Below are 23664 nucleotides of genomic sequence, written 5' to 3' on the forward strand. Positions count from 1 at the left end.
CCTGACTCCTGATCCCTTCATTGGTCATTGAGGCTTGGTCATTGAGGCTTGGTCATTGATCATTCTTCCCCTCTCCGTGCCCTCCGTGCCCTCCGTGCCTCCGTGGTGAACTTATTCGACGAGGCACGCAGATTGCCGCCCCGCTGCGCGTTATCCTAGTGGTGACCCTCCACGCCGCAGGACGCCAACCGAGTGACCCAGCCCAGCGCTACCGCCGACGCCACTGACGGCGCCACCGCGACGCCGACCGCCAACGACCGCCTCGCCGCGATCGACATCGGCTCCAACAGCGTCCGCATCGTCGTCGCCAGGGCGGTCGATGGCGGCTACCAGGTGCTCGACGAAGAGCGTGAGAACACCCGGCTCGCCGCGTCGCTCGCCGCGACGGGGCATCTCTGTCCCGACACGATGGCGGCCACCATCGCCGCGCTGCGCAGCTTCGTGACGATGGCCCAGGGCTACAACGTCGCGAACATCCGCGCCATCGCCACCAGCGCCGTCCGCGACGCCGCCAACGGCCGGGAGTTCTGCCAGCGCATCCAAGAAGAGCTCGGCCTCAAGGTCGATATCATCCCGCCCCGCGAAGAGGGCCGGCTGTCGTTCCTCAGCGTCGCCCGCGCCTTCGACGTGTCGGATAAGGCGGTCGCCGTCGCCGACATCGGCGGCGGGAGCACCGAGATCGTGCTCGCCGCCGGCGGCGTTGTCGAAGAGGTCTACGCCACCCGACTCGGCGCGGTGCGCGTCGCCGAGGCTTGCGGCCTGACCGGCGTGTGCACCGCGAAGCAGATCGACGGCGCCGAGCGCCACATCGATGACGTGCTCCGCCGCCACGCCCGCAAGCCGCCGCTAGCGCCGGCGATGGTCTACGGCGCCGGCGGCACCTTTACGGCGCTGGCGTGGATGATGCTCGGCCGCGAAGGCGCCGGCGAGGACGCCACCGCCCGCGGCTACCGCGTCAACCGCGCCGACCTCAACCACCTGATCGCCGACCTGGCGCGGATGACGCTCGAAGAACGCTCGAAGGTCTCGGGCCTCAACCCCAAGCGCGCCGACATCATCGTCGCCGGTCTCATGGTCATCGACCGCATCCTCAAGCACTTCGGCGTCAACGAGGTGCAGGTCCACACCGGCGGCGTCCGTGACGGGCTCCTCTTAACGATGGTCGAGTCGTCGAAGACCAGCGGCCGCGCCCTCACCGCCACCGAACGCCAAGAAGCCGTCGAGCGCTTCGCCGAGCGCTGCGGCACCGACCTGCCGCACGCCCGCCAGGTCGCCTGGATGGCGTCGAAGCTGCTTGAAGAACTAGCGACGCAGCTCGAACCGTCGCTCGGCCTGCGGGTCTCGGACAAGCCGCTGATCGAGGCCGCGGCCGTGCTGTCGAACGTCGGCTACCTCGTCAACTACGACGGGCACCACAAACACAGCTACCACCTGATCATCAACAGCGACCTGCCCGGCTTCGAGCGCGACGACCTCCGCGTCGTGGCGAACGTCGCCCGCTATCACCGCGGCTCCCGCCCCAAGCAGAAGCACAAGCCGTTCGCGGCGCTGGGCGTCGAGGACCAAGAACGCGTCGCCAAACTGGCGGCGATCCTCCGATTGGCGCTCGCCCTCGACCGCACGCACCAGCAGCAAGTGAACGACGTGGCGGTGAAGGTCACGAAGTCCACCGTCGAGATCGCCATCCGCGCCACGGGCGACGCCGAAGTCGACCTCTGGGCGGCGCGCCGCAAAGTCGACCTCTTCGAACGCGTCTTCGGCCGGAGCGTCGAGTTCGTGGTGACGCCGTAAGGATTCGCGCCGGGAAGTTTCGCGCAGAGACGCGGAGAGGTTGATGGCGAGCCGGCCACGTTAGTGGTCGGTGGACTCACGCAAAGGCGCGAAGGCGCAAAGGTCCTACTGCTCGAATCGAATGATTGGCGCCGCGTCCCGTGATGTGACGGCTCTGAGGCAGAGGAATCGGCCTTCCAGCAAGGAAGGGCAGATGATGGGTGACGCGCCGACTATGTCCTCGGGCGTCTGACGGTGAATGCCTGCCCAGACGTAGAGCACCTTATCGTTCAATGCGTATGGGCGTGGCTTTGATTGCGGACCCGCGAACCGGTGGTCAGCCGTTAGAGCGACGTTCTCGGCATGCGCTAAAGCCGTCAGCGAGTTAAGATCCTTGACGGTCGATGGCTTCGCTCTTGGCTGATACTTCAACTCGACGATAGCGACGACGCGTTGCGAGTTGCAGATCACCAAGTCGGGGAAGAGGCTAGTTGTCCCATCGTCGGGCGAAAGTCGAGGCTCGATAAAGATGCGATGCGTTTTAGGACTAAGCGCACCATTAAGCTTTGCCCAATACGCCGCTTGAAGGCTTCGCTCCGAGTTCACACGACGTTGGGAATATTCATTCTCAACAAGTTCCTTCCAGCACTCGATCAAGGTTTTCTGCAAACGTGGTCGCAACAAGCTCTAATCCTTTGCGCCTTCGCGCCTTTGCGTGATTCCTCCGGCCACTTGCGTGGTCGGCTCGCCGTTGTCTCTCTGCGTCTCCGCGTCTCTGCGCGAAACCTTCAGCGAGACTCAAACGAAACGCCCGGCGTCGCATGGGAGCGGCGCCGGGCGGCGTTGATTCGATTGTCACTCTTCTGAGCCGCCTCGGCGATCAGTCGATCGCTTTGACGTTCTCAGCGCGGGGACCCTTCGGGCCTTGCCCTTCGGTGTACTCGACCTGCTGACCTTCACGCAGGCTGTCGTAACCACCTTCGAGCACTGCCGAGCAGTGGAAGAAAATGTCTCCCCCCTGGCCCTCGATGAAACCAAAACCCTTTTCCGTCAGCTTCTTTACCGTACCAGTCAACTCATCATCTCTCAGAGCACGCAAAAACAGTCGCTTGTGGCGGCCGCACCGTGCTGCTTGCGGCGGCCCAACTCAGGAAAAAACCTCGTCGTCTCTCGGGGGAGCCTTCTGCGGAACAGGCTGGGGGCTCCAGACGGGCGGCGGCGAAGCGGAACGCAGGGGTCAATTTCGGTGGGCCGCAATCGCGACCCAAACCGGCTGCAATCTAAGGCAGAGTGCCCCGGGGGTCAAACTTTCTTGGCCAAAAGTTTGCCCTGTTTTTAGAGGTGTTTTTGGGTCCTTTCTTCTACCCGGCTCGCCGCCCCCCTGAGCTAAACTGAAAGCATGGCAAGACTTGTGGCGCCACCGATCCTCCTGCTGCTAGCGGCGAGCCTCGCCCCGGCCCAGACTTGGCTCGGCCAGGTTGTGCCGATTGCGCCGGATGTCTACACGGAGGGGCTCGGGCAGATTGCGGATTGGGGATTGCGGAAGGCGGATTCCTCAACGGAACACGCCCCCCCATTTCAATCCGCAATCCCCAATCCGCAATCCCCAATCGACGCCAGCGCCCTCTTCTCCCAGGCCCAAGCCGCCGCCGAGGCCGGCGCCTCCTCCGAGGCCTTCGACCTCGCCGCCCGCACGCTGCACGCCGACCCCGACCACCCCGACGCCCGGCGGGTGCTCGGTTACGAGCTGGTCGAGGGGGTCTGGCGCACCCCGTACGAGGCGTTCAATGGCTTGAAAAACGCCTCTTGGCGGCCCCAGTATGGTTGGCTAACCGACGACGAAAACGCCCGCTACAAGGCCGGTGAACGCCTCTACGGGCGTCGCTGGGTGACCGCCGAGATCGACGCCGCCCGCCACACCGAGATCGAGGACGGCTGGACCGTCCGCACCGACCACTTCGCCGTCACGACCAACCACTCGCTCGAAGCCGGCGCCCGCTTGGCGGCCGAGCTGGAGGGCCTCTTCCAGGTCTGGCGGCAGGCCTTCGCCGGCTACTGGCTCGAAGACCGCGAAGTCCGCGCCCTCTTCGCCGGCGACCGCATGGCCCGCAAGCGGTCGCGGCCGATGCGGGTCTACTACCACCGCGATAAGCGGGGCTACGTCGAGCACCTCCGCCGCCGCCAGCCGCGTATCGCCGAGACCCTGGGCATCTACTTCGACGACAGCCGCGAAGCCCACTTCTTCGCCCCTCCGGAGGGCGCCGACGCCGCCGAGCTCCAGCTCGCCCGGGCGACGCTCTACCACGAAGCGGCCCATCAGCTGTTCGCCGAGAACGGCCCCGGCCGCCGCGGCGCGGGGCGCGACGCCAACTTCTGGTTGGTCGAGGGCGCTGCCTGCTACTTCGAGCTGCTCGCCCCGGGTCAGGAGCCAGCCACTTACACCCTCGGCAACCCGGCCCAGGGGCGGCTCCCCTCGGCCGTGGCCCGCGGCCCGGTGCTGCCGCTGGCCGAGCTGGCGGCGATGGGCCAGACCGACCTGCAGCGCCGCGACGACCTCGCCCCGATCTACGCCCAGGCGACCGGCCTCGTAGCGATGTTCCGCCACGGCCCACACGCCGCTGCGGACCGCGAAGCCCTCGTCCGCACGCTGCGAGCCGTCTACAGCGGCCGTCCCGACGGCGAAGAGATCGTCCGTCAGACGGGCCGCTCCGCCGCCGAACTCGACGAGGACTACCGGCGGTTTTTGGGCGAACTTGTCCCGGCCGGGCCGGATCACTAGTCTTGGTGGTTCCCCCACACAACTTCCCAGCTTAACGGCCCAACTTCACGGATAGCCAACACCATGGCCCTGCTCGCCCACCTGACCTCGTTCGACCTCCCCTCGCTAGCCGTCGCGTTCGCCAGTGGCCTAGCCGTCGGCGGCGCCGCCGTCTGGGGCCTGCTGCACCGCACGGGTCGCTGATGGGGGGAGGGGCTGAGGAGCTAAGGAGCTGAGGGGCTAAGGGGACGCGCAAGCGGACCCGTTCATTCCCTCAGCCCCTCAAATCCTCAGCCCCTCCACAAACGCCGACCCGTTGACCGCGGCAAAGGCGTGCCGATACGATCTCTGGGCTACGCTTCGCGGCCAAACGCCGGCGGCGGCCGTAGACAAATGGTGGCTGTAGCTCAGTTGGTTAGAGCGTCGGATTGTGATTCCGAAGGTCGTGGGTTCGAGACCCATCAGCCACCCCTTTCCTGGCGGTTTCAGCTTGGCTAACGCCAAGACTTCGCCACGCTCGATGAACGGCAATAGCTGTTCGCGTTCCATCGCGATTCGCGGCGAGCCGGCGACGTTAGTCGTCGGTGTGCTACTGGTACCCGCTCCCCTCCCACGACGGCGACAATTGAAAAGGGCGTCGTGGGCTCTCCTTCCTCTCGTTGGTGGAAAGCCCTCTCTCATCGATGCCCTGGGCGACCCCCGATAGCTACTTCGATCAGCTTGAGCATTGGCTCGCCATGGAGGGGGAGGCCGAACGCGCCCGGATGGCGGAGCGGCGCCGTGCCGAGCGGGGCGGCAACCCCGAGCGGTCGGGCGAGACGATCATCAACCTCCGCCGCGTCGACAACCGCACCGGCCTTGGCGGGCGCGAACTGGTGGACTTCGCCAAGGGGGGCGACGCCTTGCTGCCGATGAATCGGCTGAAGGTCGGTTCGCCGGTCGTGGTGAGCGACGAGGACCGGCCGCACGAGGCGGGCTTCACGGGCGTCGTTAGCCGTCGCAGCTCGACGGCGATCGAAGTCGCTCTGGACGACTGGCCCGCCGGCAAGCACTTCCGCATCGACTTGGCGCCGGATGAATCGACGCGGCTGCGTCAGCTCGGCGGCATGGCCCGGGCGCGGATGGCGACCGGCGTGACGCGTCGGCTGCGCGACATCCTCATCGGCATCGATGAGCCTCGCTTCAACCCCGAACACAAGTACGACTTCGTCACCCGGCTCAACGGCCCGCAGCAAGACGCAGTGCGTTTCGCTCTCTCGGCCCGCGACGTCGCCGTGATTCACGGGCCCCCCGGGACCGGCAAGACGACGACGCTCGCCGAGTTGATCGCCCAAGCCGTCCGTAGTGGCGAAAAGGTCCTCGCCTGTGCGGCCAGCAACACGGGCGTCGATAACCTGCTCGAAAAGCTGGTGCCGCTCGAACCCTCGGTCGTGCGCGTCGGCCACCCGGCGCGGGTGTTCGAGGCGCTGCGGGGGCACACGCTCGATGAGCTGGTCGAGGCCGACGAAGGGACGGCGATCGTCCGCGACATGTATCGTGAAGCGGAGTCGCTGATGCGCGCCGCGTCGAAACCCACCCGCGCCCGCAACGCCCATCAACGCCGCAACGATCACTACCAGGAAGCCAAGGAGCTGCGCCGCCACGCCCGGCAACTCGAACGGCACATCGTTCAACAGGTCCTCTCCGGCGCCGACGTGGTCTGCACGACGCTGACGATCGACGAAGACCTGCTGGGCGACCGGCGGTTCGATCTGGTCGTCGTGGACGAGGCGGGCCAAGCGGCCGAGCCGGCGCTGTGGCAAGCGGCGCTGCGGGCCGAGCGGATGGTGCTCGCCGGCGACCACTGCCAACTGCCGCCGACGGTTGTGTCCCGGGAAGCGGCCCGCGAAGGCCTGGCGGTGAGCCCGATGGAACGGCTCGTCACACAGCACGGCGAATCGCTCTTCCGCCGCCTCACCGTGCAGTACCGCATGAACGAGGCGATCATGCGTTTTCCGAACGAACAGTTCTACGACGGCGACCTCATCGCCGACGAGTCGGTGCGCGACCATCAACTCGAAGGACTGCCGACGTTCGTCCCCGGCGATGAACCCGCGCCGGTCATCGAGTTCTGGGACACCGCCGGCGCCGGCTGGGACGAGGAGCTTGAGCCCGACGGCCAGAGCAAGCGCAACCCCCGCGAAGCGCGGTGGGCCGTCGATCAGGTGCAGGCGTTTCTCGAAGCGGGCGTCGAGCCGTCGCAGATCGCGGTGATCGCTCCGTACGCCGCGCAGGTCCGTTTGATCCGCAACCGCTTGCGTGTCGAGGGCCTGGAGGTCGATACGGTCGATGGCTTCCAGGGCCGTGAGAAGGAGGTCGTCCTGATCACGCTGGTCCGCAGCAACGCGATCGGCGAGATCGGCTTCCTCGCCGACACCCGCCGCACGAACGTCGCACTAACCCGCGCCCGCCGAGCGCTGCGTATCGTCGGCGACAGCGCCACCCTCGGCGGCGACCCGTTCTACGCGGCGTTGCTAGAGCACTTCCAAACCGCCGGCGCGTATCGAAGCGTCTGGGAACTCGGCGAGTAGGGTCCGCTATGCGGACCGTAGATTTGACGTTGTCCCGGTTGCAACTCCGCTTCCTAACGGGCGCGGCTCGAGCCGCGCCCGTTAGGAAGCGGAGTTGCGGTGTAATGCCTGCCGCCAACGACGGTCCGCACAGCGGACCCTACTCAAGGCCTTCGTAGGCGATGGCGAAGATCTCGGGGGCGTAGTAGGTCTTGGGGTACTGGTCTGGCAGCTCAGCAAGGATCTTGGCTGCAACAAGCTTTTCAACGTCGGTGCGCGCCGTTTTGTAGTCGATGTTGAAGCGGTCGCGCAACTCGGTGATCCGCACCAATGGCGACTCAAAGACGCCATCGACAATCCCTTGCAGCCGCGCCGATCCACCGATCGCTTGAGCGCGGTTCTTGAAGTCCTCACGGGCATTCAGAAGTCGTTTACAGCGTTCGACCGTTGTCGTCGCTTGTGACGCGACGCCTTTCAGGCAATACGCGATCCAGCGGCTCCAATCGCCATCGGTGCTGATGCCGAACAGTCCGCCGTAGTATTCTTCACGGCGGCTCTCGAAGAACTCGCTGAGGTGCAACCACGGCTTCGACAGTCCACAAGCTTGCTGCACCATGATCGATAACAACAGCCGACCCACACGGCCGTTGCCGTCCGCGAACGGGTGGATCGTCTCGAACTGATAGTGCGCCAAGAAGCAATCGACCAAAGGATGGTACGGTCGATCCTTGCGATGCAAGAACGCCTCGAACGGTGATAGCAGGTCCCCAATCAAGTGAGGCGGCGGCGGCACGAAGCGTCCCTTGGTTCCGATCGCCACTTGCAGACGGCGGAACTCACCCGGCGTGCGGTCGGCGCCACGCACGCCTGTCAACAGGATGTGGTGCAGTTCGCGCAGCAGTCGCAGACAGAGCGGTAGCTCGGTCTGCTCGGCATGTTCCAAAGCCCGCCGGTAGTTCAGCACTTCGCGCTGGTCATTCGCCGGGTCTTCCGCCGACTGCGACTCCCGCGGCTTGAGTTCGAACAGCAACAACTCACGGGGGTTGGCGTAGGTCCCCTCGATCTCCGATGAGCGGATTGCCTCACGGTCACGGAGCGGTCGTAGCAATAGACCAGGATTCGGTAGCGTGCTCCCGATCCCCTCCAGCAGGCTCAGCCGGTTGGTCGCCTCGTTGAGCAGCGGCCAGACCTCGATCGGAAACTCCCAAGCCGGCGGCAGCGGGTGCGGGACGTAGGCGTAGTCCTTCCCCCAGACGGTCTCGATCGAGACGAGATCGCCGGGCGATTGGCTGGTAAACAGGGAGGGGTCCATGTCGAACTCGCTTGGCGGAGTGATCGTCAGCAGATTGCCGACAATTCCAAAGTGCCGCCAGAGATTGGAATAATAGGCCGAAAATTCCAATCTTGCTATTTTTATTTGGAGTCCTCCGCGCCTAAGATCATTCCCAACAACGACTTACAATTCCAATCGACAGCTCCCATGCCCGACATCGACAGCCCCAACCACTTCTACCTGGGCAGGGACCACGACCTGGCGACGGGGGAGAACTCGGCGACGCCGTTGCTCTACAAGTCGGGGCAGCTCACGACGCACGCCGTCTGCGTTGGCATGACCGGCAGCGGCAAGACGGGGCTCTGCCTGTCGCTGTTGGAGGAGGCCGCTCTGGATGGCGTACCGGCCATCTGCATCGACCCCAAGGGGGATTTGGGGAACCTGCTGCTGGGGTTTCCCAAGCTGGCGGCGGAGAACTTCGAGCCCTGGATCGATCCGGCCGTCGCCGACCGCAAAGGGATCACGCCCGCCGAATTGGCTGCCGAGACGGCGCAGCTGTGGAAGAACGGACTCGCCAGTTGGGACGAGTCCCCCGAGCGCGTCCAGCGTTACGACGACGCCGTCGAGCGACTTATCTTCACGCCCGGCGCCTCGCACGGCATCCCGATGACCGTGCTGAAGAGTTTTGATGCGCCGCCTCAAGCGCTTCTTGATGACACCGACGCGTTCCGCAGCCGGGTTCAGTCGGCCGTGTCGGGGTTGCTCGCACTGCTCGGCATCGACGCCGACCCGGTGCGGAGCCGTGAGCACATCTTGCTATCGAACATCCTCACGACGGCGTGGAACAACGGGCAGGACCTGTCGATCGCCGAGATGATCCGTGAGATCCAGAAGCCGCCGTTCACGACGGTCGGTGTCATGGACCTCGAGACGTTCTATCCGGAAAAGGAACGCACCAAGCTGGCGATGGACCTCAACAACCTGCTGGCGAGCCCCTCGTTCGCCGGCTGGATGACGGGGCAACCGCTCGATGTGCAGCAGCTGCTTTACTCGCCGCCCGGACCCGACGGCGTTGTGAAGCCGCGGCACTCGATCATCTCGATCGCGCACCTCGACGACGCACAGCGGATGTTCTTTGTGACGATCTTGCTCAACGAGATCCTCGCCTGGACGCGCACGCAAGCCGGCACGAGCTCGCTGCGGGCGCTGGTCTACATGGACGAGGTCTACGGCTACTTCCCACCGTCGAAGAAGCCGCCGAGCAAGGAGCCGATGCTGACGTTGCTCAAGCAGGCGCGGGCGTTCGGCGTCGGCATCGTGTTGGCGACGCAGAACCCGGTGGACCTCGACTACAAGGGCCTCTCGAACACCGGCGCCTGGTTCCTCGGCCGTCTGCAGACCGAGCGCGACAAGATGCGCGTCATGGAGGGGCTCGAAGGCGCGTCGGCGCAAGCGGGGAGCGTTTTCAATAAACAACAGATGGAGCAGACGCTCGCCGCGCTCGGCAACCGGGTGTTCCTGCTCAACAACGTCCACGAAGACGAGCCGCGGGTCTTCCAAACCCGGTGGGCCATGTCGTACCTCGCCGGCCCGCTGTCGCGGGGGCAGATCAAGAAGTTGATGGACCCGGTGCGGGCAAAGTTCGTCGGCGAAGAGCGCGCGACGAAGAAGCCCGCGCAACTCGAGCCGGCGGTGTGGACCGATCCGAACGAAGCTCCGCCCGAGGTTGCGCCCGATCCGAAGCCCGACCAAAAGAACCTCGAGACGCCACAGCCCGTTGTCGACGCCAAGAAGGTCGAAGCCACGCGGCGCGAACTCCAGAAGCGTGAGTCGGAACTCCTCGGGAGCATCCTGCAGCTGCCGCTCGGCGGGATCGAGGTGCTCTACCGGCTGTTTGATTTGATCTTCGCGATGGCGAACAAGAAGGCGACGCAGCGCCGCACCAGCTCGGTCTTCGCCGCCGCGGGACGCGCCGGAGGAAAGCTTTCGAAGCCCGTCGAAGCCCGCACCAAATGGCAAGAGGCGTACAGCGAGCACGCCGCGGCAAGTGGCGCGGCTTCGACCGACGCGCCGGTGCTGCCGCTGTCGGCATGGATTGCGCTGGTGGTGGAGCTGGCGCTCGTCGTGATGGTGATCTTCGTGGCGATTTACTTCGTCGTGAGGTTCGTTAGCCCGGGTTGAAGTTGCTCGTGCTGCACTCCGGTCGCTGACGCTCCCGGCTCGCCTTTTGCTCGCTGGCGAGCCGGGAGCGCAAAAGCACTTTGCATCCATCGTCGTAAGTGGAAGAACCGGACGCTAAGGCGTGCCGGCTGAACTTACGGGCGAGCGCTTATTAGCCGCGGGGCCTTAGCCCCCGGTTCTTTGCCTAGCGTTCGACATAACCTCTTGATCGCCAAGACCGGCAAGATGCTCGTCAGCGACCGGAGGGAACCACCGGCGAGGGCGCCGAAGCAACGACCCTGGGTTTCGGTCCGGCCGCGTTCCGCCCTAGACTTCGTGGCATGAACCGCCCCGCCCTGCCGCCTCTGTTGCCACGATTACTGCCGCTAGTCTCCGCTGTCCTTTTCATGGGGTGCGATACGCCGCTGTCGCTTTCGCAGCGGCTCGACGGCCGGTGGGTTGGCCGGCCGGAGTCCGCCGCCGAGCGCACCGTCCGCGAATGGCCGACGCGGGAGTCCGACCCCGACGACCCGGCGATCGCCGAGGCCGCCGCCGAGACGCCGCCGACCGACCTGGAGGCGTTCAACAGCGTGCGGGTTGAGTTGGAACTCGACGACTCGGGCGCCGCACGCATGAGCCTCGCCGGCGGCGAGCCGCTGGTGGGCGAGTGGCAACTGTCCTCGATCGAGGGCCGCCGCGGCGTACTGGAGATCAGCGTCGAGCGCGGCGAAGTGGACGGCAAGCAGACCTTCGAGACGCGGCGGTACGACGTCGAGGCGCTGCGGCCTGTCGATGGCGAGGGCTTTGTGCTCCGCGAACAGAACGCCGACCGGCGTTTCGGGCGCTTGCTCTTCCGCCGCCCCGGCGACGAAGGGCCCGCCGCTGGCGCCGCGACGGCGGCCGCCCAAACGACCCCCGAGGCTCTCCCCAAGGCCGTGCCGTGACCGACCGCGAACGCTGGATCGTCTACCCGCTGCTGTTCCTCGCCCTAGGGTCGGCGCTACGCGACAAGCTCGCCAAGCAGACGCAGGCCAAGCAGATCGTCTGCGAGCAGCTGCTGTTGGTGGACAACGAGGGTCGCCCCGCCGCGGCGCTGACGGGCAACGAGCTGCGGTTCGATGTCGGCGGGATCGGCAACGGGCACATTGTCGGCGGCAAGATCGAAGCCCTGGGATTCCTGCAGCGCGGCCAGCCGGTGCTATCGCTCGGGCCCCAGCAGTCGATCTCGATCCCGCAGCTGTTGCAGCAGCTGCTGCCGCAAATGCAATTGGCGCCGGGTTTGCCGCAACTCCAGGCGCCGCCGCAACCGCCCGGCCAAGAACCGCCGCCAGCCGACGAAATGCCAGCCGACGAAGCGCCCGACGAACCACCGGCCGAAACGCCCCAACCCGCCAATCCCGCCCTGCAGGAAGCCGAACCGGCGCCAGCTGCCTAGCGTAATGGTGAGTTGGGCGTGCTGGTGAGCTGATAGCCACGCAACGCCGTCTCAGGCCAACCTTCGAACCACCCAAAATGATCCACTTCGACCCGATGTATTTCGTGTTCATCGCGCCCGCCTTTGTGCTGGCGCTATGGGCACAGGGCCGCACCAAGGCGGCATACGCCGCCGCCTCGCAGGTCCCAGCTCGTCTGAGCGGCGCCGCGGCGGCGCGGCACCTGCTCGACTCGGCGGGCCTGCAGGACGTTGGCATCGAGGCGATCCCCGGCGAGCTCACCGATCACTACGACCCCAGCCACCGCGTCCTGCGGCTCAGCCAGGGCGTTTACGGCGAGCGGACGATGGCCGCCGTGGGCATCGCCGCCCACGAAGCGGGCCACGCCTTGCAGCACGCCAAGAACTACAGCCCATTGATGATCCGCAACCTAGCCGTCCCCGCGGCGAATTTCGGCGGCGGGCTTGGCGGCTTGATGATCATCGGCGGCGCCATGCTCAACTTCCCTGCGCTGTTGTGGGCCGGCATCGCCGCGTTCTCCGCCGTGGTGTTCTTCCAGCTGATCAACCTGCCAGTCGAGTTCGACGCCAGCAACCGCGCCAAGGCGCAGCTGGTGAGCTACGGCATCGTCCCGCAGCAAGAGATGTCCCACGTCAACAGCGTGCTGAACGCCGCGGCGTGGACCTACGTCGCCGGCACGCTGCAATCGATCATGATCCTGCTGTACTACGTGTGGCGGTTCGCCGGCAGCAGCAACCGCTGAGGTCGCCCCGTAGGGTGGGTCGCGACCCACCAGAAGCAGAGCGGACTCGGGGGGCATGGTGGGTCGCGACCCACCCTACGGTTGCATTGCCGGCAGCAGCAGCGAGCCTTCCGCTTGTTCCCAGTCGCTCGATCGAGGTACGATCCTGATAGCAACCTCTCTCCACTGGAGCCCCGCAGGATGAAGGCCTCCCCCAATTTCTCGTCGGCCAGTTTCTCGTCGATCAGTCTCTGGCTTGTCGCTGTCGCTTGCCTCGCCACGGGCGTCGCCGCCGGCGTGCTGGCGACGCGCCATAGCGAGCCCGCGCTCACGCTGCCGCCGATCGACGTGCACGCCATGGCGACCGCTTCGCACGACAACTTTGTCATCGCGACCGGGGTCGTTGAGGACGGCACCGAGGGGCTCTTCTTCCTCGACTTCCTCACCGGCGACCTCAAGGCGACGGTCGTCAACAGCCGCGGCTCCGGCTTCAACGCGTACTATCAGTACAACATCGCCAACGACTTCAACACCGGCGCGGTGCAGAACCCCAAGTACCTGATGGTGACCGGCCTCGCCCGCGACCAGCAGGCCCGCGGCTCGGGCCGCATGGCGCAGAGCATCCTCTACGTCGTCGAGGCCACCAGCGGCCAGCTCGTCGCCTACGGCATCCCCTACAGCCGCGCCAACCAAACGGCGGGCAAGCCCCAGGTCGGCACGTTTATCCCGCTCGCCAAGGCGAGTTTGCGGAACGAGTTTGTTCGGGATCAATGAGAAACGAAGTGGGCCACCACGTAGCCCCCGGTCAATGACCAGGGGCTAAATGGGATGGCCCACTGCCCACTGCTATGCAAATCCACCTCAACGGCGAGCCGCGCGACGTCCCCGAGGGGGTGACGGTTGCGCAGTTGCTCGAACTACTCGAGGTCCGCATGAAGGGCGTCGCGGTCGAGCGGAACCTCGACGTCATCCCCCGCGCCGAGCATGCGACGACCAGCCTCACCGCTGGTGATCGGGTGGAGGTGGTGACGCTGGTGGGAGGCGGCTGAAGTTAAAGGGGAATGCGGAAAGGGGAAAGTGGAATGAGCGGAGTGGGATTCCGTGGGGCGCTGTTAACGACCCCTGTGGAATGCGATGATCCTCTAGCTGCTTGGCTTTCCCCTTTCAACTTTCGCCTTTCCCCTTTCCCATGTCTTCCTTCCGCGTCGGCGCCCACACCCTCTCCAGCCGGCTGATCGTTGGCACCGGCAAGTACGCCACCTACGCACTGATGGCCGAGGCGCTGGAGCGATCGGGGTGTGATTGCATCACGGTCGCGGTGCGGCGGGAGCGGCTCATCGACGCTGAGGGGCGGAACCTGCTCGACTTCGTCGACACGTCGCGCTACACGATCCTGCCGAACACGGCTGGCTGCTTTAGCGCCGAGGACGCGGTGCGCGTCGCGCGGTTGGGGCGTGAGATCCTCAGCGACCTCGGTAATCCCGGCGCGGATTGGGTGAAGCTTGAGTGCCTCGCCGACAAGCGGACGCTGCTCCCCGACCCCGTCGAGACCGTGAAGGCGACCGAGCAGCTGGTGGCCGATGGCTTCGACGTGCTCGTTTATACGAGCGACGACCCGGTTGTCGCCAAGCGGCTCAAGAACGCCGGCGCCGTGAGCGTGATGCCCGCGGGGAGCCCCATCGGCTCGGGCCAGGGCGTGCTCAACACCAATAGCATCAAGATCTGCCTGGAGTACCTCAAGGAAAACGATCCGACCTACCCGGTGATCATCGACGCGGGCGTCGGCGCGGCGAGCGATGTGGCGGCGGCGATGGAGCTGGGCGTTGATGGCGTGCTCTTGAACACCGCGATCGCCCACGCCAAGGACCCCGTGCGGATGGCCGGCGCGATGAAGGCGGCGTGCGAAGCGGGCCGCGACAGCTACCTGGCGGGCCGCATCCCCAAGCGCCTGTACGCCACCGCATCGAGCCCCGACGAAGGCGTCATCACCTGGCAGCCGCAGGACTGATGGGGCTACCGATTTATTTTTGTGGGAGGCGTCTCCAGACGCCGATTGCGGTCTCCATCCGGAAACGGCCTGGTGCGCGTAATCGTGGTCTGGAGACCCATCCCTCAGTAAAGGCGCCTATCGGAAGGTGAGTCCCTCGTTGGTGAATCAGCTAACCCCCACCCTGTCGCCACGCTTGCCCGCCGCGGCGCGGTAGGGACTAATTGCAGCATGATCTACCCCGAGAAGAGCGGTGAGCGCCTCCATGACATGCTCGGGCTCGCACAGGCGTTCTTCGAGCCGCTAGCGGAACTCGGGTCGATCACGCCGGTGGGCGAGTCCGACCTGCCGGGCGACTACCTGACGCTGCTGGCCCACTCGGGGCACATGACAATCACGCTCGAGGCCTGGCACGAGTCGCTCGTCAACGTCCATGTCGAGGGCGAGGTCCGAGAGCCCGACCGCTACGCCCGCCACAGCCTGCTATCACGGCAGTCGGACGGGCGGGTGGTGCAGTCGGGGATCATGCGGATCGACCTGACGGGGCTGCCCGCCGAGGTCCGGCGCCAGATCGAGGTGGGCGAAACGCCGCTGGGGCGTATCCTGATAAGGGCGGAGTTGCTCCGCGAAGTCGAGCTGCTAGCCCTCTGGCGCATTGCCGCCGGCCCGCGGCTCGCCCGCGAACTGGACCTCCCCCAGGGAACCATCGTCCACGGCCGCAGCGCCCGGATCCTGGTCGAAGGCCGCCCGGCTGTCGAACTCCTCGAAATCGTCCGACCGTAAAGTATTCACCACGAAGGAACAAAGGAACGAAGGAAGACAGAAGTAGTAGCTCGTTTTGTCGATCGAAACTTTGTTCCTTCGTTCCTTTGTGGTTCAAAATCTATGAGCCCAAAATCCGACTCTTACGATTGTGTTGTTCTTGGCGGCGGGCCGGCGGGTTGTACGGCGGCGGGGCTGGTCGCTAAGGAGGGGTTCTCAACCCTGCTGGTGGAGCGTGAGCGGATGCCGCGCCATCACGTTGGCGAGTCGCTCATGCCGGAGACCTATTGGACGTTTGAGAAGCTCGGCGTGCTCGACAAGCTGACCGCCAGCCGCTGCGCGAAGAAGGTGGGCGTGCAGTTCGTCAACTCGACCGGCCACGAGTCGAAGCCGTTCTTCTTCCGCAACCACTACGACCACGCCTCGAGCGAGACCTGGCACGTCGAGCGGCCCGAGTTCGATCAGATGCTGTTCGACAACGCGACGGAGCTCGGCGCCGAGTGCCACGACCAGACGCGGGTGCTCGAGGTCTTGTTCGATGGCGATGACGCCGCGACGGCGCGGGCGACCGGCGTGCGGCTGCGCACCGCCGACGGCGAGCGGACGATCACCAGCCGCGTCGTCATCGACGCGACGGGGCAGTCGTCGCTGATCGCCAACCGCTTCGCGCTGAAGGAGATGAACGGCCATCTGCGCAAGGCGGCGATCTGGCGGCACTACCGCGGCGCCAAGCGCGACGAGTCGGGCGGCGGCGTCAAGACGCTCATCATGCACACGCAAGACGAGAAGTGCTGGTTCTGGTACATCCCCCAGTCGAACGACATCGTCAGCGTCGGCGTGGTCGGCGACAACGACTACCTACTGAAGGGCCGCGGCGCCCCCAACGACGTGCTGAACCAAGAGATCGCCAACTGCCCCGTGCTGGGCGGCTACCTGGAAGGCTCCGAAGCGCTCGACGACCTCGCCGTCGCCAAGGAGTTCTCTTACACGACCAAGCAAGCCGCCGGCGCCGGTTGGGTGCTAGTGGGCGACGCCTGGGGCTTCATCGACCCGGTCTACTCGTCGGGCGTTTACTTCGCGATGAAGTCGGCCGACATGGCGAGCGAGTGTGTCGTCGATGCCCTGCAAAGCGGCGACCTCTCGGCCGAACGCCTCGGCGCTTGGGCGCCGACCTTCGCCGAGGGAACCAAGTGGGTCCGCAAGCTGGTGAACTCGTTCTACTCGGGCAACTTCCGCGTCGGCAAGTTCGTACAAGAGTACCCGCACCACGCCGGCCCGCTGACCGACCTCTTGGTAGGCAAGATGTTCAGCCCCGACATGCCCGCCCTCTTCGCCGACCTCGACCCGTGGCTCGAGAAGATGGCGTCCGCGCCGCGCACCGGCGACGAGCCAATTATGGCGCTCGGCTGAAAACGATTGCCAGCCCAACTACAATGGAGTACGGTACTTTGCGAACCTCACTCTCAGCGGAGTTTCTCCATGCGCCTTCATTCGCAGATTGCCGCGGTCATAGTGTTCGTTGGTTTGTACGCATTCGGCGCCTCAGCCTCCGCTACTTTGAAAGTCTACTATGACCCGCTTACGGGTAACGTATCGCTCGATACCGCCGAGACTCGCACAGGTGGCATCCACACCTACGGCTTTGGGCTGAATCCCCATCAAACCGACATTCGGTTCAATAGCGAAAATCAAGTTCGCCTTTCGAACTCGACGCTCTACACGACTGAATCGCTGGTTCTATCGGACGCTTCGCTATCCACGGACATCCGCGGACTGGTGACCATAGGCAACGTGCTGCCAACCGGAATTGGCTCTGAGACTTGGCAAGACCTCTTCAGTGTGAAGAGGACGACCTTTAGCCTCGGCGATATCGCCTTGGGCGGCGTTACTTATGTAGATGCCATCGGAACGGGAACCCCGGCGCTCGCACCCGAGTTTATCTACGGGCACCCCGGCCGTGAGTTCGATAACCGCTGGGACCTCTTCGACCCCGATATGGTGCAGTGGGCATCTGCTGCAAAGCTGGTTTATCGTCCCTGGAGCGGAGAGGTCGTGCTAGATACGACTGGTCCCAGCGGCGGCTATATCGCGAGCTTTCTGCTCCGTTCTTCTGCAGGCCTCTTCGACCCGGAGGAGTACACGACACCCACCGACGGCCTCTCTCTGCCCAACGCGTCGTCAATCGGCCTCATCGCGGACGCCATCTATCCCGGTCGCTATAGCCTGGGCGACATACTCCCGACGAACCTCTCTGAACCTGAATTGCTGTCGACGTTTACCGAAGCTACTTTCATCGCACGTGCGGGGTTCAAGCGGGGAAGCTTCGACTTCGAATCCGATGGCTTACCGTTTCATTTTGTTGTCGCGTCAATTCCTGAGCCTACGAGCGCTGCTCTCCTGACGATTGTCGTATTGGGAGCCGCCACGGCGTCTCTGAAACCTGGGAAACACTAGTTCTCGTTGGTAGTGTAGGGCGAAAGCATTGTAGTGTAAGCCGAAACAAGCGCAGAGCGGATCCGGCGCGGCGCCATGGATAGCGCCAAACGGACCGTGGCTTGAGAAATGGCGTCCTCGCCGTGGGCCTACAACGAGCCGATGATGACGTTGGGGAGAACTGGTGGGTAGGATGCAGGGTGTTGAAACTCCTCTAGCTTCGGAGCTTGCCCATGCGACTGGCCATCCTTCTTGCGCTGGTATTAACTGCTGCCCAGGCAGGCGCCGCGACAGTCGTCATACCCGATTCGGTTGACTTCTACACGGATGGACAAGCCCAGATCGGTAGCCATCAATTAGCGGTCTATCAAGAATCTACCCTGAACGACCATACCTCCTTCTTCTTCGACAGCGAGTTCGATCCACTTACTTCAATTCCTGTTCTCAAGAATCTCGGCGTCAACCTCGACGAAGGGTCTGATTGGTATCTCGTTCGCAAAGGGGATTCTTTTACGCCTCAAGCCATTGCGAGCGGCACTTTTCTTCGGCTAGTAGGGCCGGGCCCCACTTCTATCACAAGCGCCACCATTGATCCGAGTTACTGGTCCAACTGGCCTATCCCCGGAGTTGACCCTTTTCCACTCCAGAACTGGCAAACCAGCTTCTATCTCGGCTTTGCAACTTCTCTGGGCTTCGAGGACTTCCCAGAACGCGATATCTACGGCTGGGTAGAGTTACAGTTTTACCCCTATCCCTTTCCGTCATTGCCGCCCAACCGACTGCGATTGCTTGGCAGCGCCACCGCCTTTGACTCAGGCGGGATCGTCATCGGCTCTCTGCAAGCAGTTCCAGAACCATCGTCTCTGCTGATTGCCGCGATGGGACTGCTGGCCTGCGGTTGCCGGCGACGAACGGCGTAACCACCCAATAGGCTTGCTTGAGCAGCAGGCGATTGTTCCACGGAACGACGATGAGCCGACGATGGCATGGGGCTGAGATGGTGGGTAGTATGATGGCGGCAGAATCTCTCATCCCTCGGAACGCACCGATGCGCCTGGCCATCCTATCGATTGCAATCGTCCTTGCCGGGCAGGCGTATGCGGCGCCGGTTGTGACAGCCGACACCGTTGAGTTGAATTTTGATACTTTCCCCGTACGTGATGTTCAACTCACCGTAAAGCAAACACTAGCGGGCGACTTTACTTCGTTTTGGTTCGATCTTGATGTGCAGACACATCCCGGGACCTACGATATCGCGATAAGCAACTTCACCGTCAATCTCGACGAAGGGTCCGATTGGTATCTTGTCAGGGAAGGAGATATCTTCACCAATGCAGCGATTGACGATTGGGCGTTCGTTGGGTTTGGTGGGGCTACTCAGCTGATTGACTTCAGCTACCACTCTGGATCGTCACTCTCAAGCCCCAGCTTCTACTTGGCCTTTGCGACTTCGGAGCCGGGCACTTTCCTTCCTCGCAATGTGTTCGGCTGGGTGCATCTGCGGATGCCAACAATTTCCACCGGACCATCGCCTTTCTTTCCTCCTCTAACGGTAGAGATATTGGAAAGCGCTACGGCATACGGCTCGTCCGGCGTCATCGTCGGCTCGCTGCAAGCAGTTCCGGAACCATCGTCTCTGCTGGTCGGCGCTATGGGACTGCTAGGCTGCGGTTGCTGGCGTCGGGCGGCGTAGCGATCCACTAAGCACGCTCGACCCCTGGCTCGAGAAGATGGCGTCCGCGCCGCGCACCGGCGACGAGCCAATGATGGCGCTCGGGTAGGATTAAGAATGGGACGCGGATGGACGCGGATTATTCGGATGATCGCGGATAGACTAGAAATCATCGGCGTTCATCCCTTTGATCCGCGTTCATCCGCGTCCCATTCTTTCTTTGCATGCCCGCGCCCGCACTGATCGCCGTTGATTCTGAGCAGACGAGCGCTTCGCGGGTCAACATCTTTGTGCATGGCTATCGCTCGATGGCTTCGCCCGCCGAGGTCGAGGCGGCGCGGTTGCGAGTGCAACGCACCGGGGTTACGGGGGCGAGTTACCTGTTCCGCTGGATGGCGGGGAGCTGGGGCGATTCGGCGACCTTCACGGGACTGCGCGCCGCGGCCAAGGCTGGGCGGATCCGTTACGCGTTGTCGCCGATGTCACTGCTAATCGACGCGGGAGTCATTGGCCTCCACGAGGTGGCGCAGTTCAAAAGGATGGAGCGCCGCGCCGAGCAAGTCGGCCGTGAGCTGCCGTCGCTGATCGCTGAGATCGCCGAAGGCCGGCCGGTGAACTTGATCGGGCACTCGCTCGGCGCGCGGGTCGTGCACCAGACGCTCCGCGGAGCGCACGCGGCCGACCTGACCATTAGCGACGTCGTGCTGCTCGCCGGCGCCGCGGACCTCGACGCGGCCGACTGGGAGCAGTGCGTCCGCGGCATCCACGGCACGCTCTACAACCTCTACTCGCCGCGCGACCGCATCCTGCGGATGACGCCCGACCTGCGGCGGCGGATCGGCTGCCGCCCGCTGCCGGACGTCGTCGTCGACGGCGTGTCGAAGGTCGTCAACCATGCGTCGGCGGACGTGTCGCACGTCGCGCACTGGACGCAACTCGCCGAGCTGTTGCCGAAAGTGTGGACGGCATGCCAAGCAACGCCGGAGACCGAGGCGACGCCGGCCGTCGAGCCGTGAGCCGTTCCTGCGGGAGTTGTGTCGACACCCCCCTGACGATGGGGTCACCCAGGAGGCTCCAGGACGCCATTTACGGCGTCGGAGGCGGGGACCCGCCTAAACCCCTAGCGAGGCGTCGAAACGCCCGTATGGGCCCTCTGTGGCCTTCTAAACGCATGTCCATGGGCACGGCCCGTCCTACTCCAGGCGCCAACGAAAAAAACCGCCCCGGGCCTGATGGCGCCGGGGCGGCTTTTCGATTGGTGTGCGTTACTGCGTCCGGTTCCTAGAGAACGCGAACGTGCTCCGCGCGAGGACCCTTCGGGCCTTGACCCGATTCGTAGGAAACCCGCTGTCCTTCGCGGAGGTCGTCGTAGGCCACGCCTTCCACATTCGAGTGGTGGAAGAAAATGTCCTTGCCCGAGCCGGTGTCGATGAAACCGAAACCCTTGTCAGTCAGCCGCTTGATCGTGCCTTCAGCCATTACAGTTCTCAGAACTAAAAAGATTGCGACGAACGAAATCTGGGCGCCAATGCCCGGTGTTGCGTCGCACAAGACTCTGAGAGTAGCGACTTCTGACGAGAATGGGAGAAATATTTGGAAGGATTTACGAGATTCACGCCCCCTCAGGCGGGCCTAGCCATTCACCAGAGGGGGTAGCGCCGGATTAATTGGCGTCACCGATACCACTGCCAGCCCCGGCGCCGGTCCCTGCCCCAGCTCCGGCGCCTGCCCCAGCTCCGGCGCCTGCCCCCGTGCCGGCGCCAGCGCCGGCGGCCCCCCCGCTACCGACTCCCTGCGGCGTGTTGAGCCCCGAGTTCCCGAGACCGGGATTATTCAGTCCCGGGTTGTTGAGACCGCGGTTATTGAGGCCTGGATTCCGTAGTCCAGGATTCGCGGGCATGTTCCGGTTCGCGCCGGGAGCCGAACGGGCGAACTCCGACATGAGCTGATTGCGCTGGATCCCCAGCAGGTTTTGGCGCTGCATCGGCGTCAGCGCGCCGGACTGCGCGGCTCGTTGCAGGCTCTGCATCTGCTCGGGGGAGTAGCGCGTCGGGTCGGCGTTTTGGGTTGTGTTGGCGAACTGCGAGAGTTGACGCAGAGCGGCGAACCGTCGGGTTTGGGCCGCGGTCATGCGGCCGCCAGCCGCTTGCATCGCCTGAAGCCGCTGCATCTCGGCCCCGAGCTGACGGGCCCTCTGGACTTGCTGGGCGCGAGCCCCTTGTTCAGCGGGGTTCGATTGCTGCATCCCGGGGGTCGGCTGACCGTCACCGATGCCGGTTCCAGGCGTCGCCGTGCCGTCCATTTCGCCCGTACCGATGCCAGACTCCGGGACCTGCGCGCCGGTGTCGGTCGCCGTTGAGCCGTCGAAGGCGTCGACCGGCTGGCCGTCGGCCCCGGGGCGTTGCCAGTTCGAGCCGCTAGAGGGCCCCGGCGAGACGGTCGTCGTCCCCGACGGGGGACCGCCCGCGACGCCGCCCACGCCGCCCCAACCAAAGCCGCCGCCAACAACGACCGTCGCCAGTTCACCGAAGCGACGCTGATCGCGGGCGGACAGATCTTCCTCTTTCGCTAACCGAGCGAGTTTCAGGTACTCTTCGATGTCGGCCGTGGACGGCATCGACTCCGTGGCGTACCTGTCCATCGTCGGTCCTGCGGGCTCCAGCTTCTCCTCAATCGCCTTCTCCGACTTCGACTGGAGTTTCCGTATGTCCTCGGGCGAACGCCCCGCCCCGGGGACTTCGAGCGTGTGTCGACGGTTGTCGCGAAGGATGGTGACGTTGAAGGCCTCGCCGTCGTAGGTCTCCGACGCCGTATCTCGGAGACTCTCGAAGAGTTTGTCATAGGGCACGTCTTTCATCTCGCCGACCGCGACGAGGTAGTCCCCTTCGCGGAAGCCGGCCTTCCAAGGGCGTGACTCGGGCTCGACCGCCTTGATGAGGACCCGGCCATCGTCGCTCTCCTCAAGTGACAGCCCGTAAATCGGCGCGGCGACGTCTTCCTCAACCGCCTGCGGATCAGCGTTATTCACCACCGGCTCGTTGGCGGATTGGCGGGCGGGCGGGCGCTCTGGTTGCTGAGCGACCAAGGTCGATGCGGCGACAGCGACCGCCAACACGGCGGCAGCCATCAGCGAGGCCGGAAGAACTTCGTTGTTGGCCGGGTTATTGATCGAAGGGGACATCGGGGCTGCTCCGGTAGGGACGAGGGCACTACCTCGACCGAAAGCAACCGCCGTGCCGGTTTGTCAGCCGCCGGCCTCTTCGACCGCACGACGCAGCGAGTTCGACACCCGTTCGCAGGCCGCGGCGTATCCGGTCGTCCGGCGGAATGCCTCTTCACGGGGGTAGGGCGCGGCGACGTGGGCCTCGTCGATGATCCGCCCAGGCCGGGCCGCCATCACCACGATGCGCTGCGACAAGAAGACCGACTCGTAGACGCTGTGCGTCACGAAGAGCACGGTCCACCGCTGCTCGCCCCACAGCCGCAGCAGGTCGTCGTTGAGGCGTGTGCGGGTGATCTCGTCGAGGGCGGCGAAGGGCTCGTCCATCAGCAGCACCCGCGGCCGTGTCACCAGCGCCCGGGCGATGGCGACACGCATCTTCATGCCGCCGGAGAGTTCGCGGGGGTAGGCGTCGTGAAAGTCGGCGAGGCCCACCAGGGCGAGGGCCTCATCGACGCGGTCGCGGGCCGCCGCGCGGCTCTCACCCCGCAGGCGGAGCGGTAGGTAGACGTTCGCCCATACCCGCGACCAGGGGAGGAGCGTCGGCTCTTGGAAGACGAACGCCACGTCGCGTCCGCGCCCGGCGCGTCCCTCAGCGACGCCCGGCGCCCAATGGATGTCGCCCCTGGTCGGCTGCGAGAGCCCCGCCACGAGCCGCAGGGCCGTGCTCTTGCCGCAGCCCGAGGGCCCGACGAGCGAAACGAACTCCCCCTGCCCCACCGTCAGATCGAGCCCCGCCAGGGCCGTCGTGCCACCGAACGACTTGCCAACGCCGCGGAGTTGGACCAAGGGCTCGGGGGGTGGCGAGAGGGGCATGGTGCGGTTTTCGCGGCGGATTGGGCGGCTTTGCCGCCGCGGCGGGGTTGGCGTGACTTCTCATTTAGCCCCCGGTCGTTGACCGGGGG

21 protein-coding genes and 1 tRNA gene are annotated in these 23664 nt (G+C 64.9%); 17 read left to right on the top strand and 5 right to left on the bottom strand.

Translation table 11 applies throughout. The features are described from left to right. Positions 1–192: 192 nt before the first annotated feature. Positions 193–1791 carry a Ppx/GppA phosphatase family protein gene (locus tag Spa11_RS19300; protein WP_145115579.1) on the top strand — a complete coding sequence of 533 codons (1599 nt, stop codon included), beginning with the start codon at positions 193–195 and terminating at the stop codon, positions 1789–1791. Positions 1792–2650: 859 nt separating this feature from the next. On the opposite strand, the gene Spa11_RS19305 is transcribed toward Spa11_RS19300, so the two are convergent. Further along, entirely contained in the window at positions 2651–2845 is a 195-nt protein-coding gene (locus Spa11_RS19305) for a cold-shock protein (protein ID WP_145115584.1), read from the bottom strand. Between the two features lie 324 nt (positions 2846–3169). Here Spa11_RS19305 and Spa11_RS19310 point away from each other — a divergent pair, with 324 nt between their 5' ends. The 3 genes from Spa11_RS19310 to Spa11_RS19320 all read left to right on the top strand — a co-directional run bounded on the left by Spa11_RS19310 (position 3170) and on the right by Spa11_RS19320 (position 7098). Next, complete coding sequence (locus tag Spa11_RS19310; protein WP_145115589.1) at positions 3170–4549, top strand: hypothetical protein; 1380 nt, start codon at positions 3170–3172, stop codon at positions 4547–4549. Positions 4550–4924: 375 nt separating this feature from the next. Beyond that, positions 4925–4998, top strand: a tRNA-His gene (locus Spa11_RS19315). A 213-nt stretch (positions 4999–5211) separates the two neighbouring features. Then, positions 5212–7098, top strand: a complete 1887-nt coding sequence (locus Spa11_RS19320) for an AAA domain-containing protein (RefSeq protein ID WP_145115592.1) — start codon at positions 5212–5214, stop codon at positions 7096–7098. A 139-nt stretch (positions 7099–7237) separates the two neighbouring features. On the opposite strand, the gene Spa11_RS19325 is transcribed toward Spa11_RS19320, so the two are convergent. Continuing rightward, a complete protein-coding gene (locus Spa11_RS19325; protein WP_145115597.1) occupies positions 7238–8389 on the bottom strand; it encodes a Fic family protein in 1152 nt (383 codons plus the stop codon). 168 nt (positions 8390–8557) lie between these two features. Here Spa11_RS19325 and Spa11_RS19330 point away from each other — a divergent pair, with 168 nt between their 5' ends. The 13 genes from Spa11_RS19330 to Spa11_RS19390 all read left to right on the top strand — a co-directional run bounded on the left by Spa11_RS19330 (position 8558) and on the right by Spa11_RS19390 (position 20555). After that, the gene (locus Spa11_RS19330) at positions 8558–10531 is read left to right on the top strand and encodes an ATP-binding protein (RefSeq protein WP_145115601.1); all 1974 of its coding nucleotides are present in this window, start codon (positions 8558–8560) and stop codon (positions 10529–10531) included. A 320-nt stretch (positions 10532–10851) separates the two neighbouring features. Then, positions 10852–11454 (top strand): hypothetical protein, encoded by a 603-nt coding sequence (locus Spa11_RS19335; RefSeq protein WP_145115605.1) that lies wholly within the window; start codon positions 10852–10854, stop codon positions 11452–11454. Then, complete coding sequence (locus Spa11_RS19340) at positions 11451–11945, top strand: hypothetical protein (protein WP_145115609.1); 495 nt, start codon at positions 11451–11453, stop codon at positions 11943–11945. The genes Spa11_RS19335 and Spa11_RS19340 overlap by 4 nt, the downstream gene beginning before the upstream one ends. A 77-nt stretch (positions 11946–12022) precedes the next feature. Then, a complete protein-coding gene (locus Spa11_RS19345; protein ID WP_145115614.1) occupies positions 12023–12706 on the top strand; it encodes a zinc metallopeptidase in 684 nt (227 codons plus the stop codon). Between the two features lie 180 nt (positions 12707–12886). After that, positions 12887–13459 carry a hypothetical protein gene (locus tag Spa11_RS19350; protein WP_145115618.1) on the top strand — a complete coding sequence of 191 codons (573 nt, stop codon included), beginning with the start codon at positions 12887–12889 and terminating at the stop codon, positions 13457–13459. Positions 13460–13533: 74 nt separating this feature from the next. Further along, entirely contained in the window at positions 13534–13734 is a 201-nt protein-coding gene (gene thiS / locus Spa11_RS19355) for a sulfur carrier protein ThiS (RefSeq protein WP_145115626.1), read from the top strand. A 140-nt stretch (positions 13735–13874) separates the two neighbouring features. Further along, complete coding sequence (locus tag Spa11_RS19360) at positions 13875–14693, top strand: thiazole synthase (protein ID WP_145115630.1); 819 nt, start codon at positions 13875–13877, stop codon at positions 14691–14693. A gap of 210 nt (positions 14694–14903) precedes the next feature. After that, positions 14904–15455: a hypothetical protein gene (locus Spa11_RS19365; protein WP_145115635.1), complete on the top strand. Its 552-nt coding sequence runs from the start codon at positions 14904–14906 to the stop codon at positions 15453–15455. A 102-nt stretch (positions 15456–15557) separates the two neighbouring features. Beyond that, complete coding sequence (locus Spa11_RS19370; protein ID WP_145115638.1) at positions 15558–16844, top strand: NAD(P)/FAD-dependent oxidoreductase; 1287 nt, start codon at positions 15558–15560, stop codon at positions 16842–16844. A 69-nt stretch (positions 16845–16913) separates the two neighbouring features. Continuing rightward, on the top strand, positions 16914–17888 hold the full coding sequence (locus Spa11_RS19375) for a hypothetical protein (protein WP_145115642.1): 975 nt from the start codon (positions 16914–16916) through the stop codon (positions 17886–17888). A 212-nt stretch (positions 17889–18100) separates the two neighbouring features. After that, entirely contained in the window at positions 18101–18787 is a 687-nt protein-coding gene (locus Spa11_RS19380) for a PEP-CTERM sorting domain-containing protein (protein ID WP_145115646.1), read from the top strand. Between the two features lie 128 nt (positions 18788–18915). Beyond that, a complete protein-coding gene (locus tag Spa11_RS19385) occupies positions 18916–19560 on the top strand; it encodes a PEP-CTERM sorting domain-containing protein (RefSeq protein WP_197529524.1) in 645 nt (214 codons plus the stop codon). Between the two features lie 203 nt (positions 19561–19763). After that, a complete protein-coding gene (locus Spa11_RS19390; protein WP_145115654.1) occupies positions 19764–20555 on the top strand; it encodes a DUF726 domain-containing protein in 792 nt (263 codons plus the stop codon). A gap of 265 nt (positions 20556–20820) precedes the next feature. Here Spa11_RS19390 and Spa11_RS19395 read toward each other — a convergent pair whose 3' ends face one another. From Spa11_RS19395 to Spa11_RS19405, 3 genes are all read right to left on the bottom strand, one after another. Further along, the gene (locus Spa11_RS19395) at positions 20821–21018 is read right to left on the bottom strand and encodes a cold-shock protein (RefSeq protein ID WP_145115658.1); all 198 of its coding nucleotides are present in this window, start codon (positions 21016–21018) and stop codon (positions 20821–20823) included. A gap of 184 nt (positions 21019–21202) precedes the next feature. Then, positions 21203–22720: a PDZ domain-containing protein gene (locus tag Spa11_RS23105; protein WP_197529525.1), complete on the bottom strand. Its 1518-nt coding sequence runs from the start codon at positions 22718–22720 to the stop codon at positions 21203–21205. A 63-nt stretch (positions 22721–22783) separates the two neighbouring features. Next, entirely contained in the window at positions 22784–23575 is a 792-nt protein-coding gene (locus Spa11_RS19405; RefSeq protein WP_145115661.1) for an ABC transporter ATP-binding protein, read from the bottom strand. Positions 23576–23664 lie beyond the last annotated feature (89 nt).

Origin of the sequence: Botrimarina mediterranea, assembly GCF_007753265.1 — a bacterium.
Taxonomy (GTDB): Bacteria; Planctomycetota; Planctomycetia; order Pirellulales; family Lacipirellulaceae; genus Botrimarina; species Botrimarina mediterranea.

Coding starts and splice junctions, on each gene's coding strand:
- Spa11_RS19385 (WP_197529524.1), top strand. CDS start 18,916: ATGCGCCTGGCCATCCTATCGATTGCAATCGTCCTTGCCGGGCAGGCG.
- Spa11_RS19330 (WP_145115601.1), top strand. CDS start 8,558: ATGCCCGACATCGACAGCCCCAACCACTTCTACCTGGGCAGGGACCAC.
- Spa11_RS19335 (WP_145115605.1), top strand. CDS start 10,852: ATGAACCGCCCCGCCCTGCCGCCTCTGTTGCCACGATTACTGCCGCTA.
- Spa11_RS19365 (WP_145115635.1), top strand. CDS start 14,904: ATGATCTACCCCGAGAAGAGCGGTGAGCGCCTCCATGACATGCTCGGG.
- Spa11_RS19325 (WP_145115597.1), bottom strand. CDS start 8,389: ATGGACCCCTCCCTGTTTACCAGCCAATCGCCCGGCGATCTCGTCTCG.
- Spa11_RS19380 (WP_145115646.1), top strand. CDS start 18,101: ATGCGACTGGCCATCCTTCTTGCGCTGGTATTAACTGCTGCCCAGGCA.
- Spa11_RS19395 (WP_145115658.1), bottom strand. CDS start 21,018: ATGGCTGAAGGCACGATCAAGCGGCTGACTGACAAGGGTTTCGGTTTC.
- Spa11_RS19345 (WP_145115614.1), top strand. CDS start 12,023: ATGATCCACTTCGACCCGATGTATTTCGTGTTCATCGCGCCCGCCTTT.
- Spa11_RS19405 (WP_145115661.1), bottom strand. CDS start 23,575: ATGCCCCTCTCGCCACCCCCCGAGCCCTTGGTCCAACTCCGCGGCGTT.
- Spa11_RS19370 (WP_145115638.1), top strand. CDS start 15,558: ATGAGCCCAAAATCCGACTCTTACGATTGTGTTGTTCTTGGCGGCGGG.
- Spa11_RS19350 (WP_145115618.1), top strand. CDS start 12,887: ATGAAGGCCTCCCCCAATTTCTCGTCGGCCAGTTTCTCGTCGATCAGT.
- Spa11_RS19310 (WP_145115589.1), top strand. CDS start 3,170: ATGGCAAGACTTGTGGCGCCACCGATCCTCCTGCTGCTAGCGGCGAGC.
- Spa11_RS19360 (WP_145115630.1), top strand. CDS start 13,875: ATGTCTTCCTTCCGCGTCGGCGCCCACACCCTCTCCAGCCGGCTGATC.
- Spa11_RS19375 (WP_145115642.1), top strand. CDS start 16,914: ATGCGCCTTCATTCGCAGATTGCCGCGGTCATAGTGTTCGTTGGTTTG.
- thiS (WP_145115626.1), top strand. CDS start 13,534: ATGCAAATCCACCTCAACGGCGAGCCGCGCGACGTCCCCGAGGGGGTG.
- Spa11_RS19320 (WP_145115592.1), top strand. CDS start 5,212: ATGCCCTGGGCGACCCCCGATAGCTACTTCGATCAGCTTGAGCATTGG.
- Spa11_RS19390 (WP_145115654.1), top strand. CDS start 19,764: ATGCCCGCGCCCGCACTGATCGCCGTTGATTCTGAGCAGACGAGCGCT.
- Spa11_RS23105 (WP_197529525.1), bottom strand. CDS start 22,720: ATGTCCCCTTCGATCAATAACCCGGCCAACAACGAAGTTCTTCCGGCC.